Source organism: Poriferisphaera corsica, from assembly GCF_007747445.1.
In the GTDB taxonomy this organism is placed as follows: Bacteria; Planctomycetota; Phycisphaerae; order Phycisphaerales; family Phycisphaeraceae; genus Poriferisphaera; species Poriferisphaera corsica.
The window spans coordinates 1,457,101-1,475,391 of sequence record NZ_CP036425.1 but is presented as its reverse complement, the minus strand read 5'-3'; the positions used below and the strand labels follow the sequence as shown (position 1 = coordinate 1,475,391).

Below are 18,291 nucleotides of genomic sequence, written 5' to 3'. Positions count from 1 at the left end.
AAGCGTTTCCATCGCACGTCTTTTAATCAGAATCTTGCTAAGGAAAGTTAAAGCAACAAACACATCTCATGCATAGAGGAAAGAAGAAAATGAAGACCCCTTACATTTGCCGTCAAGGTTTCACTTTGATAGAACTTCTTGTCGTTATATCAATCATTGCACTACTTATCGGTATTTTGCTACCTGCTCTTGGTGCGGCACGGCGTACTGCTCTAACGATTAGCTGCGCCAGTAATATGCGACAAATTAGTACAGTACTGATCATGTACTCGACCAATAACAAAGGCTCATTCCCTCCCAATGTCCTGGACGCCAACTTGCCGGAAGGTGGGCACTTTTGGTTCGACCATGAGATACTCGGTGCTTATCTGCCTGCTGGAGATAAAAACCCAGGATCTATAGGCGGAATCGTCATGCCTTGCCCGGCTGATGGGGATGATGTGGGACGCTCTTATACCGTCAATGGCTGGACTTCGAGTAATTTTGACGAAAAAAACACAACGGTTACGAACGAAGATTGGTATGACGGCTGGGGCTCAGGCTTAAACCAAAGTGGTGTCCGTTTCAATGACTCTGTTAGAGAGTCTTCAAAGACGATCCTCCTTGCCGAGGCATGGCCTCAATGGCCTGTCGGTGAATTTTACTACACCGGCTGGTATGTTGGCTCTTTCTACAACTCGGCAACACTCTATGGCAAATTCGTCAAGAACAATTACCCATACATGACATATACCGGCACAGCAGCCGAGTCCGCGATCTGCTGGACCAGGCACGTCAACACTGATGACATGTATGCTGCTCGTGGCAAGGCAAACTTTGCGATGGTCGATGGGCACGTCGCCATGTTCAGCGATGATGATGTGGTTAATCACAGCACAAAAACATCAACGAAGACGCTGCTATGGTCGCCACTCGATAAAAAAATGGATTAGAACACCGGTGATATCAATAAGAAAAGCAGCCACAATTGGTTAATTGTGGCTGCTTTTCTTATTGATGCAAATCCCCATCATATTTATATCTTTCAATATAAACTACACTTACGAAACTAAGAGCGTGACCAAAGACGCCTCCCAGCCCACCACTACTTAGCAATATATCTCAAGAATATTTCGACATAAACCTATTTGTTGCTTTTTGGGTACATTTATAGAAAATAGCATTTACTTTTGTCACCATCTGGGTACATTACAAGAGTAATGTAATCATTATATCAGTAAATGAAACACCCAATGCGACTCGCAAGATGTATACGGAAATCGCGTTGAAACAAAACAGCTTTGCTAGAGATAGGGATTGAAATGTTTACACTTCACAAAAAATCTGCTTTTACGCTCATAGAGTTACTTGTTGTTATATCAATTATTGCGTTACTTATTGGAATCCTCTTGCCAGCTCTCGGTGCAGCACGTAAAACAGCAATGACAGTCCAATGCGCAAGTCGCATGCGTCAGTTAACGCTTGCAACAGTTACATACGCCACAGATAACAAAGGAAGATTCCCTTTAAACGCCCAAAACTCAAACGAAAATCAACAGTACTATTGGTATCAATACAAAACTCTGGGAGCCTATCTACCTGCAGCAGAAACAACAGCGAACACCAGCACGGATCCCAATGCTTCAATTGGCGGTACAGTCTTAGTCTGCCCAAGTGATATTGATGAAGCTGGCCGCAGCTACACCATTAACGGCTTCTCATCATCTGGCTATCAACTCGTCCGTGACGGCTCACCATGGGCAGGTGCAAATGCAAGTGATGATGTCGGTACCTTCTTCACCGATGCCCCAAGAAACTCATCTTCAATCTTGCTTTACGGAGAACTTCATTCAGTCTGGGGACCTGCCGGCGACAATAGGCTTTACTGGTCGGGTAACTACTACGGCACTTTCGGCAGCCTCTATAACCGATTCATAAAACATGGCTTCAGCGCCGGTCGTTTCTCAGGCAACCCAACTGAATCTGCAATCGACTGGTCCCGTCATGGCGGTGAAGACGAATTAAAAGCAGATGGCAAAGCCAACTTCTCTTTTGTTGATGGCCACGTTTCAATCTACGATGACGAGGGCGTCGTCAATCATGGCGATGAAACCAGCACACTTGATGTACTCTGGTCAGATCTCGATCCTAAGCTGCAATAAATCATAACAACAACTTAAACATGCATCGCGAGGGTTTAGCTCCTAGAGCTAAGCTCTCCGTTTTTATCATACGCCGACCACATAACACCAAAGAATCTCGTGCTAACCTATTGTGTGGATTAATACACGATTTGTTTTTTCATTGAACTATCTATTTGTCGCTTCTACATTACATGTACACTTTATGATTCATTTTTCTATAGGAGCAGTTCTATGTTTAAAAACTTATCTGTTATCACCACATCACTTTGTTTGCTATTATTTTCATCATCATCTTACGCCGAAATGAAAGAAGAAGTTCATGAGATCACAGTATCGATTACCACGCCAGTTATTGGAGAAACACACCACATACCAGGATGGATTATCGTCTCTGAAAATGCAAATCTTATGAACGAAGTGATTGATATCCCAGCATTTGATAGCTCAAAAGGGACACTTGAAAAAGTTGAGATCAGAACAAAACAGCTATCAATGAACTCCGGCTCACAAGGTTCTGCATTCCAAGGCAATGGCATGCCCGGTCAAAGCAAGAGTGGTCATGCAGTAAAAATATCACTACTGCAAAATGGCAGTTTCAATCAACAACTGCTTCTAAAGACAGAAGACCTAAGCGGCGGCATCATTGATTACACATCCTTCAAATGGGCGAACAACAGAATCATCATGCTTCCCGATCAATCAAGCACGATCTCGAATCCGAATAACTTTGTTGGCACAACAGTATCAAATCAAATCGCAATAGAAGTTGAAGCCGATGTATACATGGACGGCCAGTGGTATTGCCAAATAGATGATCATTACACCGGTCCAGAAACATGGGTATGTACGGCATTCACAGCATCCGCACACACAACAACTGCGGGCAACTTGGAAGTCGTCTACACATACACACCTTCCGATGGATCCATCACTCCGATTGAATAAACTAAGCACAAAAAAGCCGAGCATTTCGCTCGGCTTTTTTTATATTCATTATGACAAAGATTTCTACAGCTCGTCCATATCACTTTCCATCGTCTGTTTCCACTCTTCCAAGTGCTCCAAATAGATCGCAGTACCACGGGCCACACAAGTCAGCGGGTCATCTGCAATTCGGCAATCCAGTCCCGTTGCATTGCTGATCACAATATCAATTCCACGAAGCAGTGCGCCACCGCCCGCAAGCACAATACCGTTATCTACCAAGTCCGCAGCTAATTCAGGCTCAGCACGTTCAAGCGTACGTGTTACTGTTTCGATGATCGCACTGAGTGGTTCCTGAAGTGCTTCCCTAATTTCTTCACTCGTGATCACCGTCTTTCGCGGCAAGCCTGAGATCATATCACGACCACGAACTTCCATGCTCCGCTCATCACCGTCTGGCGCAGCCGAGCCGATTTCGACCTTAATCCGCTCAGCAGTCTGCTCACCAATCATCAGGTTGTAAGCCTTTTTCATGTGATTGATGATCGCCTCGTCCATATCATCACCCGCAACACGCACCGATTCACACTGAGCAATATCGGCCAGCGACATAATCGCCACTTCCGTTGTACCACCACCAATGTCGACGATCATGCTGGCCGTCGCTTCAACAATCGGGAGTGCCGCGCCAATACCTGCAGCCATCGGCTCTTCAACCAGATAGACCCGCCTTGCACCCGCACGCTCAGCACTATCTAGCACCGCACGCTTTTCAACTGCTGTAATACCACTCGGCACCGCAATCACCACGCGTGGCCTAACCAATGGCCGTTTCCCGTTCACCTTACGCACAAAGTACGCCAACATCGCTTCAGTAATTTCGAAATCACTGATCACGCCGTCCTTCATCGGACGGATTGCCGATATGGAGCCCGGCGTTTTACCCAGCATTTCCTTAGCAACCCAACCTACCGCATTGCCATTCTGCAAAACCTGGTTGGTCCCCTTCTTCACCGCCACGACGCTTGGCTCGTTCAGCACAATACCCTCACCACGTACACACACCAACGTGTTACACGTGCCAAGGTCAATCCCCATATCCACACTAAACAAGCTCAGTACACTGTCCAGAATCAATTAGCTGATCCCCATTTCTACACTTCATGGGCTGCTGTAACATGACAACTATAAACAATCAACGAACAATTCCTTAAGCCTTGCATCGATCACATCTGGATCAAACTTCAAGGCATGATTCATGCCGCTAATTATCAACGGTACATCACGCTGTATAAATGGCTGACCTTACGCCAAAAGAAATGTCAGCCTCCAAGTCCTTTCGGAGTTTCGATTCGACACTCACATCGCAAGTGCCTACCCCACGTACCTCATGCGCTCCAATATGATTTCTATCATACCAAAGCCCAAAATCTACACACAACAAAGGCCATTTCCCCACCCCCTACAAAAAAACGCTTCAGTCTCCCACAGTCCTATCCGCAATGCGGACATACTGATCTGTCTCACTGAAACGCTCCTAAAGTCGATTGTGATATCTGCAACCATTCATCTACTAGGAGATGAACAGGCCACCATACAGGTCCATGCCACACATCGCGACAAAGCCAACTGCTACTAGCAGTGACAGTGATGCGACTGCCAAGAGAACTGTGTAAATACCGTTTTCTGAATCCATGTCTTGTTACTCCAAATCGGTCTTGACCGATCTCAATTTACGTTGTGTAACAACAATCCGTTTTGGCTCACCCAGCCTTGATTCCGTCTTTACCTTCGCATCGTGCTCAGGCCAACACCCTTAGCCCCAAAAAGCACGGAATATTTGGTGAAACACAAGGTGAGCCTTTCAGCTCACCTTGTGACGAATCTCTGAGTAGGTTTAGTTGATACCTGACATCACATTGTCGCCAACAGTGATTGCACCGTTCGCTTCTGTGAGCTGACCAGCAGCCTGGCTAGCATCAACCTTTGACACAACAATTGTGCCCAGATAATCGGCACCACGGTGCACGATGAATTCCATGTTTTCTTTCACACCGTCGCTCTGACCAACGTTCAACTGAACCAGTGTCACGCCGCTGTCTTCGACAACCTGAACGATCTCACCAGCGATTTGGACTTCTGATACAACCTTAGCTGTACCTTCCATTGCTGCGAAGATCATTGATTTCTGTTCGTCTGAAAGTGTTGCGATACCACCGTTCAGCTTGTCCAACTCGCCCTTAAGCGCCACAACCTGTTCTTTGTTCTGGTATAGCTGGCGGATCACGCCTTCGTTTTCGGTCTTAAGTTCGTTGATCTTATCCAGAGCCTCTGCAAGCTTCTGCTCAGTTCCAACCAACTTGCCGCGGCTTACATTCAGCTCGCCATTCACCTTCTCAAGCAAAGTCACGTTCAGCTTGCCAGTCGCGCTCATGCGGTCAACCGATGCTTTCATGCTTGCAAGATCTGCTTCAAGCTTCTGGCCGTTCATCTGCTCAGTAGCAAGCGTGCCACGGAGCTGAACGATCGTTGCCTTCAGTTCTGCATTCTCGTTGCTGATCGCGATCGCGTCTGCAGCTTTTTCAGTGTTAAGCTTCGCCACTTCGTCCTGCAAGATGGTCACGCGATTCTGAGCAGCGAGCTTTTCGCCCTTATACTCATTCGCCTTTTCCTTGTAGTTCTCAGTGTTTGCAACAAACGAAACAGTCAGTGCGACAAGCAACACCGACAGCAACGCGACGACAACAACAAATACTTTGGTCAGGAGATTCAATGTGCTACCTCTCAGAGCGAGGAATGCGAAAAGGAAGGAAGACGCTCACAATTCCCTCGATAGGCGCCTTTACGACAGTGTAAGATTTACCGGAAATTGCTAAAATTGTCAACCATTCATCACCCCATAAAGTCCCTTTTTTCTCACATTCTGTGATTTACTTAACTCCCTGCCCCGTAAGAGCCTTCAGCATTGCTGCCGCAGCCGACAATCGAGCCTGTTCCATCTCATCATCCAGCATCGCCACAACCCGCTGTGCAGCCCCTGCATTACCGACCATCGCCAGCCCAAACGCCGCTTGACCACGGATCTGCCCCGCAAGCTCAGCCAACGCTTTGTCACTTGCCAACAGCCGACGATACGTCTCGTTATCCTCACGATTCTTGTGTTGCGACAAATACGACTTTATATCCATCTCGACCCGCTCCCCATCATAATGACTCGCATCCAACAAAACCGTACCGCCAACCCCATATCCCAGTTTCGTCAACGTCGTCGCCGCCGCAATCCTGACCTGCATGTTCGTATCATTCAACATATTCTCAAATACACGAGCCATCTTCGCATCACCTAGATCCCCCAAAACCGTCACCGCATAAACGCGGGTCTCGTCCGGGGCTCCACCTGTATACAACTTGCCTCGAATAACGTCCAAAGCTGTTTCTTCTCCCAGTCGCGCGATCGCCTCGGCAAACGCGATCTGGTCAATCTCATACTCATTTGGATTCCGCATCCTCCCCTTCCAAGATCCCTCACGAAGCATCGGCACAGCGCTCTTATTGCCCAGCCATCCCAATACCGATGCCGCATTACGCCTTTGCCGCGCATCTTTCGAATTTAAAAGCTCTGCTAAGTAGCTTTCATTCACTTCTGCACCGCATTTTTTCGCTGCAAAAATAGCCGCAGCACGCACAGATGGATCTGAATCATTCACATACGCTGCCGCACTCTTGCCTAGCGCCGGATCCGCTAATTTGCCGATCGAAACCAGTGCTGCAAATCGAACCACTTCACTGCGATCATCCAGCCCCAACTGCAACAACGGAAGTGCACGATCACCCGTATAGGCCGCCGCTTCCATTGCATTCGCTCTAAAAAACGGGCTCGCACTCCGTGACGCATTCAGCACCACCTCAACTGCTCTCGCCCTCCCACCCATATAAATCTCGTCCACACTGAGCGTCTGCTCAGCAGCCGTCTCCGCTATTTCTGCAGCTGGCTTACCACTCACCGCCTCTTCGAGCGCCTGCCCCATCACAACGCCTTCACCACCCATAAAGACAGCCCCAGCCATCACAAGATGCGCACTTACATTTCTCACATTCAAACCCATGTCGTTCATCCCTTTCATCGCACCCTGCGTCCAATTCGCTCGCCCCGGTGCTACTCAAATCAAAGCCCGAAATCTCAATCCAAAACCGCCCAAGCAACAAGCCCAGGCTTATCTCACCCCCATCCCCCCAACACCACTCACACCTCTCTCCCCACCGCGGCCAAACACACACATGACCGTCACGACTAACAACACACCCACCAAAACCCACGCCCCAACATCACCTATACGCCCATAAACCGTCACCCGTTCGTCAAATCTCACGAATTCCGCCGCACTCCCGCCCACATACTGCACCTCACCCTCCTCATCCTTCACCACCTTCACAACCCGCCCAACGGCATCTACAAACCCACTCACCCCCGTATTCACACTCCTCGCCGTCGGCACACCGTTCTCCACACTCCGCATCGCCGCAATCTGCATGTGCTGCAAACGCATCGACATCCCGCTATACCACCCACTGTTCGTCAGATTCACGATCAGATCCGCGCGTTTCTTACCTCCCTCATACACCATCCGCCTCACCTGCCAAGGCACCACATCCTCATAACAGATCGGTGTCACTGCCTTCACCACCTCCACCTCACGCATCCCCTCAACATCCCGGCCCAACACCGGCACTTCAAACACAACAACCCTTTCCCCCGCATCCAACGTGTAATCTCCCCACGGACTAAATTTCTCAATAATCCAATTCTTCAATCCCGGCCAATTCTCAATCCAAGGCCAATACTCACCCACAGGCACCAAAATCATCTTGCTATATCGCGTCGGCGACTGCACACCATCCGCATAATACAAATACGTCGAATTCGACTTCACCTCAGCCACCGGGAATGTCTTCCGCTGCACCGTACGCAACCCCCACTCGCTCTGCGATTGCGCCCCCACAAACACATTCAGCCCATATTCCCTCGCCAGCCGCCCGATCTGCTCATGAATATCAGTCGGACTAATGATCCCACCATACGGCGCCAAGAACGCTCGCGTTTCCGCATTCAGCCCCCACGTCGGCGCCACACTTTCCGGCCACACCACAATCTGAACCCGCTCACCATCCACCTCCTGCATCCCAACCTCACGCGTCCATTCAACCAACTCACCCCAATCCCGCCATAACTCATCCTGATCCCGAAAAGAAGTATTACTCAAAACATCATCCGTCTGCACCACCCCCACCGTCACACCACGCACCCTGTCCCCAGCTTCTTCAATCATCCGGTCATATCGCCCCACCGAAACCAAACCATGCACCATCACACACCCATACACCAGCACCCAGATCACCACCGCACCCCGCACCGTCTTTCGTACTGTTTTCGCACCCGTTCGCCGCATATGCAGCATCTTTTGCGTCATCAAATCAACGATAAGACCGCTCGTCATCGCCACCACAAAACTCACACCCCAAACCCCAAACACATTCGCGATCTGTGCCACAATCCCCGCGCCTTGCCCCTCCTGATAACTTCCCACCGCATACCCCAACGTAAACCATCCAAACCCGCCCGCCGGATAATGGCTCCTCAAAAACTCCATCCCAACCCAAACCACCGGCACAGCCACCACCATCAACAACCTTGTCCGCCGCGCAATCAACCACAGCAGCACACTTCCAATCGCAACATACCCCGCCATAATCCCGCTCAACACCACATACCCCGCCGCTGTCACCGGTATCACCCAGCCAACCCGCACCAGCCAAAACAACATAAACACCACAAAACTCGTCCAACACAGCCGCCACAACTTCTCACTCCGCACACACGCATAACCCCAAGGCACCAGTGCCACATAACCCAGCAGCCACATCCCCGGCCGCGGAAACGCTAAGCCCAACAATACCGCACTCAACCCCAACAACACACCATGACCCCAGACCGTTTGCACCGTCATCTGAGGCTTACCACGACTCATCCCTGATCGTCTCATTGAACTCTCCATACACCCACATCTTACACCACTTCAACAAACATCACCCCTCTAAACTTACGCCCACCCATCTTCCCCACTCGCATCCCCTCCCTAACCCTCCACCTTTCGCGGGCAACCCATCACCCCAACGATCAACATCACAAACTGCAACAACGCAAATGCCCACATCGCCATGAACGCGTAAGTCTCCAGTTGCCTATATCCCAATCCCTGACCACCCATCATCCGCAAAATCTCATACCCAAACATCATCAGCCCAGTCACAGCACACACCCCAATAAACGCCAGCAAACACTGCCCACAAACAATCTGATGCAACTCGTAAACACGATTCCGCCCACCAAACATCCGGATCACCACCCCCAGCACTAACTCATAAAAACCCAACACTCCGAGCAACCACCCCAAAATCCATAGCCCCATCACACTCACAATCATCATTGGCGCAAACACAAAAGCCAACACATCTTCAAAATCACGAAACGCATACCATTGCCCACGCATAACTGTTTCAAACAAAATAAAAGCCCATGCGCCTATCACCGCCAACACCATCATCCGCACCACACTTCCTGCCATCATCCACCCCCCTCCAGTCCGCGGCAAATGAACCTCAATCCCCCGCGCAAATCTTCTTGGCTGCACCAATGACTGCCTCGCCGACCAGCCCCACCATCCGCCCACCTTCTCCCACAAGCTTTCTCTCCCCCATTTCCCATACCGCCCACGCTTCACTCTCACGCTCGCCATCACATCCATCCCGCACTCCGGACAACTCACCCCTTCCTCCACCTCAACAAGCTGATATCCACACACTCCCTCATTTCCCTCACACCGCAACGGCCACGCCTCCCGCATCCCTTCGCCCAACTCCGCATCCCATCCTTTCCCTCCAACACTCACCCCCCGAAGCGTGCCTACCATCACCCACAAAATCCCCGCCAGCGCGACAAGCCAAACCATCCCGATCATGACCGACATCGCCAGCGTTTCCATTACCCCATTGCGGAACGTGTCATCCACCCACTCAAACCAGTAAAACGGAAACCCAATCAGCCACATCAAACCCATCACGCTCACCACACCAATAAAAAGCCCGCTCATCGCCCACATCCGCCTCACCCCCCGCAACATCGTCTCCCGCAACCTCTCTCCCGGCCGCGCCCCCCAACCCATCAACAATAACCCCGCAAACACAATCCCCACCTCAATAAGCACCACCCCAAACACCAACCCCAGCGCCGCTTGCCACCAAAAACCACCGCTCATCGCCCAAAACAACTCGCCAACCCCTTCCGTAAATGCTCCAAACAGCTCTCCCCACAGATCAAATACATATCGCCCACGATGCGTCACCTGCTCTTGCCAAACCCCAAACAAAAGCATCATCCCCCCCGCAATCACCACACCCAGCACATGTACTAGCCACAACTCCCACGCCTTCATCCCCTCACTCACCCTCACCGCCCATCGCGGCCAAACCGCACCCACAACCAAACACTTCAACATCCCCATCCCCCCCCTGCTTTCCCCCTTCTTTTCTGCAGCATTTTTCTGCATCCGCCGCCCACCATCTAATCGGCGCATAGTCTCACCCACCGCACCCACAACCGTATCCACCACATCACCACCAGCCCCCCCCACCCACAGTTCTTTTCTTATTAACCACCCTTCCGCAGTCTGCTCCCCTACCACACCAATAGCCGCTCCCTCCGCCTGCTCGCCCGAAACAATATCTGTCGCTACTTCACTCATCCCCCCATCATACCTCCCCCCAAACGCTAAGCCCACCCCCACAACATCCCCCCTCAACACCCCCTCTCCCCATCAGCCGGGATCACACCTGATCCCGGACCCCACAACCTCAACACAAAACCAAATGCCCATCCCCCCTCATCCCCCCCTCACACCCTTCACCCCCATCACCTGCAACACCAAAAACACCACACCAAGCCACACAAAAAACAGCCCGCTCAAGCTCATCACCGCCGCCGCCATCAACGCACCACCGCCCCCGCTGGCGATCTGCATCACCAAAAGTGAAATGATCACCACCAACAAACCCAACAGCGTCCCAAACACGCCCACCCACGCCTGCTCACACAACAGCCGCTGCAGCGCATACAACCTGTTCCCCCCACCACCCATCGCAATCAACATTCCCAGCAAAAACGACAACCCCTGCATCGCCCCATAACTCATCCAACACACCACGCTCCACGCTCCACGCAACCGTCATCATCGTCGGCAATATCACAACACCAACCCAAAACTCCGATCCATTCGAATACGGCGACCACGTCGCCAACATCACAATACCACCCATCACATACGCACTCACCACCCTAACCAACAACCCAACGATCATCGCACTAACAATCTTCCCCGTCTTCCAAACCCGCGGCAAACCCACATCCATCCTCCCACCAAAACACCCCGCCATCCATCTCCGCGTACCGCTCACACTTCTTCTCAACACTCCCCTTCACAGCCAACCCACACTCAGGACAACTCGTACCACGTTTCAAATTCACCAACTGATAACCACATTTCCCTTCCTCCCCCTCACAACGCAGCGGCCACAACTCGCGCATCCCCTCGCCCGTCTGCCAGTCCCATCCCTTACTCCCCACACCCATCGCCCACACCAAAACCAGTCCCGGCCAAACCCAGCACCCCACAACAAACACACCAAAAACTGCAATCATATACAACCCAGCCGGATCACCATACCCGACATTCGCCGTATCAAAAATGACATGCACACATTCCACACCCACCGCAACAAACCCCAAAATCACACCACCAAACACCGTCACACTCAGCCCCCGCTTCAACCCCCGCCGCACACTCTCACCAAAACCTTCCCAAGGCCGCGCCCCCCAACCACTCATCACCACAATCCCAAACAGCCACCCCGCCTCGATCGCCGCCCACATCCCCACTAAACCATTCCACCCATACCACTGCCAACCCATATCCCCCTTCATCACATCCAAATCAAAACCGCGCCACACCCCATACCCAATCACACTGACCGCCCAGCCAAGCACATGCAGCAGCCCCACCATCCACCAACTCATCTCCCCTGCCCGCCTCGTCACCTACCTCGGCCAAACAATCCCCATCCCCAAACTCATCAACACCATCCGCCACCCCCCCCCCACTTATCCCCCTGCCTACCCCCTCGCCTCGATCTAATTGGCGCATAGACTTGCTCACCCAACTAACCACATCATCCCCGTCAACCACATCAACCTCCACCACTTCTCTCTCGCATTCATCCATTACGATTTCAATCTTCCGCATCAGCTTACCTCACGCAAATAGCTCCAAGATTATGCCCCACCATCATATCAATAGACGAAATCACCCCTCATAAATTTCATCCACCCCATCGTTCCAACCGATACCCCGCAAAACTCCTTGAAATACTCCCGCCAACTTGGCTGTTACCTATCCAAAGGAACAGAACCATGAAAGACCTGACAGCACAACTCGACATCCGAAGGGCCGGCACACGAGGCATCACACAAATCGATTGGCTTCAGAGCCATCACGCCTTCTCCTTCGGCCACTACCAAAACGCAAAACGCAATAACTTCCGCGCACTCCGCGTCCTCAACGAAGACATCGTCTCACCCGATCAAGGCTTCGGCGAACATCCTCACGCCAACATGGAAATCATCTCATGGGTTCTCCAAGGCCAACTCGAGCACGCCGACTCCACCCACCAACACCACATCATCGCCCCCGGCGATCTCCAGATCATGACCGCAGGTCAAGGCATCAGACACAGCGAATTCAACCCCTCAAAAACCGATCCCGCCCACTTCCTCCAAATCTGGGTCACCCCCAATAAACTCAACCTCACCCCCGCATACCAACAAAAACACTTCTCCCAAGAATCACGCCAAGACCATTGGCTCCCACTCATCACCACAACCCCCTCATCCGACACACTCACCATCAACCAAGACCTCAACCTCTACATCACCGACCTCACCCCCGGCCACAGCATTCCTCTCATCAACCAACCCTCCCGGCACACATACCTCCACATCAACACCGGCTCAATCACACTCACCCCATCCCCCCCACACCCATCATCCTCCTCATCTACCTCTGTTGCAGCCCCCAACTTCATTACCCTAAGCGCCGGCGACGCACTCGCACTCTCCACCCCTACCCAGTTCACACTCACCTCCACCGCCCCGAACACTCAACTCCTCCACTTCGATCTCGACTAAAGCTAGTTGCGAGACTCGCTGAAACATCCGAATATTCAGAGCACATCAGCCAATTCGTATAGTCGCTACCTTTACGAAACAACCTCGTGATCAACGCTCCAGATATTTTCGCGAAACGCACTGAGGCCAACCTCAACCTTCAAAACACCTCAACCATTTCCCAAAAAACCAACAGTGGACTAATCATTGATTAGTCCACTGTTTTTATCCCATGCATCTGAAAGCCTGACCGCGCACCGTTTTTTTGTGGTTCATTTTTCTCACCCATTTCTTTCAAAAACGCAACCCAAACGAACCGTTTTTAGCTAAAACCGCTTCATTCCTGATCATTTCTGGCCACTGTCATTTTGACACATCTTATACTCCATAAATTCGCAACTTTTAATTAGTAAACGATTTAACAAATATGTCCCACTCAAATTGCTATTCGCGCGCACATGAGCACACAACCAAACGCGCGCACAAAAACGGCTCCTTCCTTAAAGGAAGGAGCCGATCGTCAGTATCATTATTCGCGTATGAGGAATCCAACCGCCTCATGTCGCGTCATCTAATCTGCGATTAGACCCCAACACAAACCGTTTGACTAACTTGCTCGTGGATGAGCTTCGTCATAAGCACTACGCATACGCATCGATGATAGATGAGTATAAATCTGTGTCGTGCTAAGTGACTGATGCCCAAGCAGTTCCTGAACACTGCGGAGATCCGCACCGTTGTCCAGCAAGTGCGTTGCAAAGCTGTGACGCAGTGTGTGCGGGCTGATCGTCAGATCCAAACCTGATTCTTTCAGGTACTTATCGAGCTTACGACGCACCGAGCGGCTCGACAGACGACCACCGTTCTTGTTCACAAACAACGGCACAATCGTCTCCACCATCGACTGCTGACGCAGATGCGTAAAGCGGGGATCTGGCTCAAGCAGCGTCAAGTAATGACGGATCGCCGCCATCGCATGCGAGCCCAACGGCACGATGCGTTCCTTCTTACCCTTACCACGCACATGCAATGTCTGCGATGCATAGTCAAGATCAGAACGGTTTAAGTCGACCAATTCGCTCACTCTAACCCCTGTGGAATAAAGGGTTTCGAGGATCGCGCGGTCACGGGCGCCCAGTGTGTCACGGTTGTCAGGAGCAGCGAGAAGCTTCTCAACCTGATCGACCGAAATCGCCTTGGGCAGACGTTTGGTTTGCTTCGGGGTACGGATGAGCATCATCGGATTGCTCTCGATCATCTCACGCTTGAGCATCCACTTGTAGAAACTGCGAAGGGTCGCAATCTTACGAGCGGTTGTCGCGGGTGAGTAACCGAAATGATCCAGATGCGTGAGGAAGCCTCGGATGAGCATGGCGTCACCGGTCAGCATGCGCTGCCCGATCTCGTCTGTGGTCATCTCGGTTGCGTCCTGCTGCTCATTTTCCCCACTGGTGCGAGTCGTAGCGATGTACTCCGCGTACTGACGGAGGTCAGCGCCGTAACATCTTGCGGTGTAAGGGCTGAAGTGCCGCTCATTCCGCAGGTATGATACGAACTGCTCAATTAATGCGATTTCACCTGACATAACTATGGTTCCTCATAAACGCTGTTTCGCCAATACCCGCGGGCCCCTGACGAGCTGACAGTCCTTTGATTGTCTACTTCACGCCTTTGTTGCGTATTAACTACGCTCGAATCTGCGCTTACTAAATCTTGAATATTCTTGCTTGATAAGTGTTTTTATCAACCTGTTTTCCGTTTTACCATCTGCCCAAGCCGCTCTTTAAGTTTGAGCCCCATCTGATGTGATATCACCGCCGCATCGAACCAATCGAGCTTGTTATCGGGATCACGGACATGATCGGCCAGCTCGCCGAGCAATTCGGCTTCCTGTCCGTGCCGGCAACGGAATGTATACCGTGTGCCGTGCTTAACGAAAATAAGCTCGAACTCATTACCGTGATCGGTATCACGAAGTTCGAACATACAATTTTCGTCAAAGTCATCGTGTGAAATTTTGAATGAATCGGACATTCGGTTCGCTCCGGCTTCTGCCGGCGTGAACCGGATCAGAAGAATTCGGGGTCTATATCTTCGTCAACGTGTGACGGTGCGAGCGGCGGTGGCGGATTGAGACGAAGCGTCTCAGACTGCATCAACCGGTCGCTCACAATGTGGGCTACAAATTCGGTATACAGATCCATGTTGATGCGATACAGACGCCAATTGTTTTTATCGCTGGGCTTCACCCCGCGGTCTTTGGCGTATTGCTTGAGTAGATCACGCGTGCCGGGCTCAGCTGCGTCGAAATATCCGACGGCTACTGTGAGCGGCTGATGTGATCTATTCTGCTGATAGGCGGAATTATTCGATCCAACCGGACGCGAAAGTGTGTCCGTACTGGATTGCTGCAAAGTGGAAAGATCGCCCACACCACGGAACCAAGGCAAATTATCATCAACGTAGAGTTCAATCCCAAGACCCAGTTTTGGTGGATCATAAGCATCAAACGCGCTAATGGTGCCAACGACAAGGGCATCTACTTCAAGCACATGCCTGAGTGTCAGCGCCTCGGCGGGGGTGGTGATCTCTGTCATCTGCAGAGATTCCATCGCGGCCAACACACGGTTTACCGGCAAAACATCAATCCCCGGCTGGGTCTCGAGTCTTCCTGCGAGTGTGTCGGCGATACGTGCACCACGGTCTGGATCGAGGGCAGAGCCTGATTCATTGCGGAGTGGCACGACAGCCCAGAGTTGTCTGCGTGGGTAGATACCGGTGGATTGCACATCCATGGGATCAATCTTTTCAGATTGAAAGAGCGTGCATCCTGCGAGTACCTGCAGCAAAAGGGTGGCCGCGAGTATCAACATGACCTGTTTACTTGTCATGGCATCCTGCCTGGGGTTATTAGGCATCAGCCTCCGCTGATGCGAGTAAGTCTTCATGTTCTGGACCCGATTTTCCTAAGCCGAGGGTGAAATCCATTCACGAAACACGGCTGTTGGAAAAAAATCTGAAAACTTCAAGTCAGGCCCAGATTAATTACTGTGTCGGGACCATGACTGAAGGTGCGTTCAGGTTATTGTTGCCTGGCGAGGCAAGCCTGAGTGCACGGTCTGGTCTCAGTGACCAGATGTTTTTCGCTTCTTCACCAGCACGGTCTGATACGAAGAGGATTGAACCGTCCGCGGACCAGGCTGGCTGTTGGTGAGCATATGGGCCGGCGGTGACTCTGGCACGACCGGAGCCGTCGGCATTCATGACCCAAACATCTGCCTTGGTCATTCTCTGATAATCATCGGACTCTGGGTCGATAACAGTGCAAAAAACAATGTACTTACCGTCAGGCGACCAGTTTGGGGTGATGGCCGCAGCGTTGGCTGAAGAAACCAGCTCAGTTGGTGGTGTGACGTTGCCGTTTTCCAGCAGTGTGACCGACCAAATGGAGTACCAACGGGTACCGCGTTCACGGGCTCGCTGGAAAAGGATGGTATTGTCGGAAGGCGACCAAGCTGGGAGTGTTCCGTAGCCAATAAAACGTTTGGTTGTTGGGCTGTTGATATCGATGACGACCATTTCCATCTGTCCCGATGGGCCGCCGAAGGTGCAGTAGACCAATTTCGAACCATCTGGCGAGAATGATGGATGAATCTCGTCGAGATCGTTGCTGCTGGTGAGTTGGCGAGCGGGGCCGCCGTCTGAGTCCATGATGTAAATGTCCCAATTACCAGAGCGGTTTGATGAGAAAGCAATCAGCTTGCCATCAGGCGAAAAAGTCGGCATGCGATCTTCCGCTGGGTCATTGGTGAGCTGAATGAGAGATGCTGAGCCGAGGCGTTTTTTGTAGATATCTGCGGTCTGGCGATGGCGTGTGGATGAGTAGACCATCCATTGCCCTGAACGGTTGATTTCAGGATCAAAGTCGCCGCCTTCTTCGGTATTCGTGATCTTGGATGCGTTGCCGCCAGCGTCCATCGGGCTGATCGCCGAGTGGGATTGCGATGCATCAATCTGACCGTACATGCCGAGCTGATCGACACTGGTGGATGCGGTGTTATAGATCATGCCACGATCGGTCGGAGCGATCGTTGAATCGCCGAAGTCAACGCGGCCCGCACGCTTCTGAGTCATGCGGCCAGATTGAAGTTGTGTAGCTTGCTCTTTTTTCAGCTTTTGGTACTCACGCACTTCAAGTGGAGAGGTCAATGAATCAGTGAACCCGAGGCCGCCATTGTAAGATTGTGTGCATCCAGCAATCAGTGTGGCTGATGCAGCAAGTAAAGCGGCAAGTGATGTGAGTCGTTTCATCGTCGGCTCCTTCCAGCACGGTAGGCTGAGGTCGTATTTGCCGATTGCGTATACCTAAAAGGTGAAAATCGTGGATAAATGACGTCGAGTTCACGATTTCGGTGTTTCACACAATTCACTTCTATGTGTTATGTGCGATAAAACACGCAATCTGCACGCATGTGCTAGTCTTTTATCGGGACATGTGGGGGTTATTTCTCCAATGGGCCGCGATTTAGTGTTTATCGGACTGCGCGATGGTCTCACTAAAGGAAGTTATATAGTCAGGCAAGACTAAAAAGGGCGAAGTGAATATCGTTCACACGATTTGCTATGGGTCTTTGTTATTGCCAGGTGAAGACGAGGAGCATAAAAAGATGCAGCAATTCATCTTTATGATGGAATGCTGTTTTTGCTGATCAGTTGACTGACCAAGCGATTGCCGCCGAGTTCATCGATTTTGCGGAGCGTACATTGATGAAACTGAGCATCGCATGCAAACTGCAGTGAGTGCAATAAATCGTCAGTGAGGGCGGTTGGTTTGATGTCGAGGCGAATCCCCTATTGTGGTTATCCATTAAGTGCGACGATGATAATTAAGTATGATTCGTTTGCCGCGGGGCCTCGAAGTGTGTTTTGATCATACGAAACACGCAGCCTGTGTTAGCTACTTGTGTTAGT

17 protein-coding genes and 1 pseudogene are annotated in these 18,291 nt (G+C 51.2%); 5 read left to right on the top strand and 13 right to left on the bottom strand.

Features of this window, described 5'->3' with window-relative positions; all coding sequences use genetic code 11:
• Positions 1–89 precede the first annotated feature (89 nt).
• The 4 genes and pseudogenes from KS4_RS05950 to KS4_RS05940 all read left to right on the top strand — a co-directional run bounded on the left by KS4_RS05950 (position 90) and on the right by KS4_RS05940 (position 3,068).
• Positions 90–932 (top strand): prepilin-type N-terminal cleavage/methylation domain-containing protein, encoded by an 843-nt coding sequence (locus tag KS4_RS05950; protein WP_234698859.1) that lies wholly within the window; start codon positions 90–92, stop codon positions 930–932.
• A gap of 369 nt (positions 933–1,301) precedes the next feature.
• Positions 1,302–1,385 (top strand): annotated as a pseudogene (locus KS4_RS17865) (type II secretion system protein); the annotation flags it as partial.
• Between the two features lie 60 nt (positions 1,386–1,445).
• Positions 1,446–2,141: a hypothetical protein gene (locus tag KS4_RS05945; RefSeq protein WP_234698901.1), complete on the top strand. Its 696-nt coding sequence runs from the start codon at positions 1,446–1,448 to the stop codon at positions 2,139–2,141.
• A 213-nt stretch (positions 2,142–2,354) separates the two neighbouring features.
• Positions 2,355–3,068, top strand: a complete 714-nt coding sequence (locus tag KS4_RS05940) for a hypothetical protein (RefSeq protein WP_145075975.1) — start codon at positions 2,355–2,357, stop codon at positions 3,066–3,068.
• 63 nt (positions 3,069–3,131) lie between these two features.
• Here KS4_RS05940 and KS4_RS05935 read toward each other — a convergent pair whose 3' ends face one another.
• From KS4_RS05935 to KS4_RS05895, 9 genes are all read right to left on the bottom strand, one after another.
• Entirely contained in the window at positions 3,132–4,184 is a 1,053-nt protein-coding gene (locus tag KS4_RS05935) for a rod shape-determining protein (protein WP_145075972.1), read from the bottom strand.
• A gap of 760 nt (positions 4,185–4,944) precedes the next feature.
• The gene (locus KS4_RS05930; RefSeq protein ID WP_145075969.1) at positions 4,945–5,820 is read right to left on the bottom strand and encodes a hypothetical protein; all 876 of its coding nucleotides are present in this window, start codon (positions 5,818–5,820) and stop codon (positions 4,945–4,947) included.
• A 157-nt stretch (positions 5,821–5,977) separates the two neighbouring features.
• The gene (locus tag KS4_RS05925; RefSeq protein ID WP_145075966.1) at positions 5,978–7,171 is read right to left on the bottom strand and encodes a HEAT repeat domain-containing protein; all 1,194 of its coding nucleotides are present in this window, start codon (positions 7,169–7,171) and stop codon (positions 5,978–5,980) included.
• A 90-nt stretch (positions 7,172–7,261) separates the two neighbouring features.
• Complete coding sequence (gene lnt, locus KS4_RS05920) at positions 7,262–9,088, bottom strand: apolipoprotein N-acyltransferase (RefSeq protein ID WP_200761621.1); 1,827 nt, start codon at positions 9,086–9,088, stop codon at positions 7,262–7,264.
• A gap of 93 nt (positions 9,089–9,181) precedes the next feature.
• On the bottom strand, positions 9,182–10,846 hold the full coding sequence (locus tag KS4_RS05915; protein ID WP_145075960.1) for a hypothetical protein: 1,665 nt from the start codon (positions 10,844–10,846) through the stop codon (positions 9,182–9,184).
• A gap of 138 nt (positions 10,847–10,984) precedes the next feature.
• Positions 10,985–11,197: a hypothetical protein gene (locus KS4_RS05910; protein WP_145075957.1), complete on the bottom strand. Its 213-nt coding sequence runs from the start codon at positions 11,195–11,197 to the stop codon at positions 10,985–10,987.
• Positions 11,190–11,504, bottom strand: a complete 315-nt coding sequence (locus KS4_RS05905; RefSeq protein WP_145075954.1) for a hypothetical protein — start codon at positions 11,502–11,504, stop codon at positions 11,190–11,192. Before KS4_RS05905 ends, KS4_RS05910 begins: the two co-directional genes overlap by 8 nt.
• The gene (locus KS4_RS05900) at positions 11,464–12,174 is read right to left on the bottom strand and encodes a hypothetical protein (RefSeq protein WP_145075951.1); all 711 of its coding nucleotides are present in this window, start codon (positions 12,172–12,174) and stop codon (positions 11,464–11,466) included. Before KS4_RS05900 ends, KS4_RS05905 begins: the two co-directional genes overlap by 41 nt.
• The gene (locus KS4_RS05895; protein ID WP_145075948.1) at positions 12,092–12,400 is read right to left on the bottom strand and encodes a hypothetical protein; all 309 of its coding nucleotides are present in this window, start codon (positions 12,398–12,400) and stop codon (positions 12,092–12,094) included. Before KS4_RS05895 ends, KS4_RS05900 begins: the two co-directional genes overlap by 83 nt.
• 167 nt (positions 12,401–12,567) lie before the next feature.
• Here KS4_RS05895 and KS4_RS05890 point away from each other — a divergent pair, with 167 nt between their 5' ends.
• Complete coding sequence (locus KS4_RS05890; RefSeq protein ID WP_145075945.1) at positions 12,568–13,341, top strand: pirin family protein; 774 nt, start codon at positions 12,568–12,570, stop codon at positions 13,339–13,341.
• A gap of 586 nt (positions 13,342–13,927) precedes the next feature.
• Here the strand turns inward: KS4_RS05890 and xerC are convergent.
• The 4 genes from xerC to KS4_RS05870 form a co-directional block, all read right to left on the bottom strand.
• Positions 13,928–14,905, bottom strand: a complete 978-nt coding sequence (gene xerC / locus KS4_RS05885) for a tyrosine recombinase XerC (RefSeq protein ID WP_145075943.1) — start codon at positions 14,903–14,905, stop codon at positions 13,928–13,930.
• Between the two features lie 158 nt (positions 14,906–15,063).
• Positions 15,064–15,354: a hypothetical protein gene (locus KS4_RS05880; RefSeq protein WP_145075940.1), complete on the bottom strand. Its 291-nt coding sequence runs from the start codon at positions 15,352–15,354 to the stop codon at positions 15,064–15,066.
• Between the two features lie 35 nt (positions 15,355–15,389).
• Complete coding sequence (locus tag KS4_RS05875) at positions 15,390–16,211, bottom strand: hypothetical protein (protein WP_145075937.1); 822 nt, start codon at positions 16,209–16,211, stop codon at positions 15,390–15,392.
• A 154-nt stretch (positions 16,212–16,365) separates the two neighbouring features.
• Entirely contained in the window at positions 16,366–17,631 is a 1,266-nt protein-coding gene (locus KS4_RS05870; protein WP_145075934.1) for a TolB family protein, read from the bottom strand.
• Between the last annotated feature and the right edge of the window lie 660 nt (positions 17,632–18,291).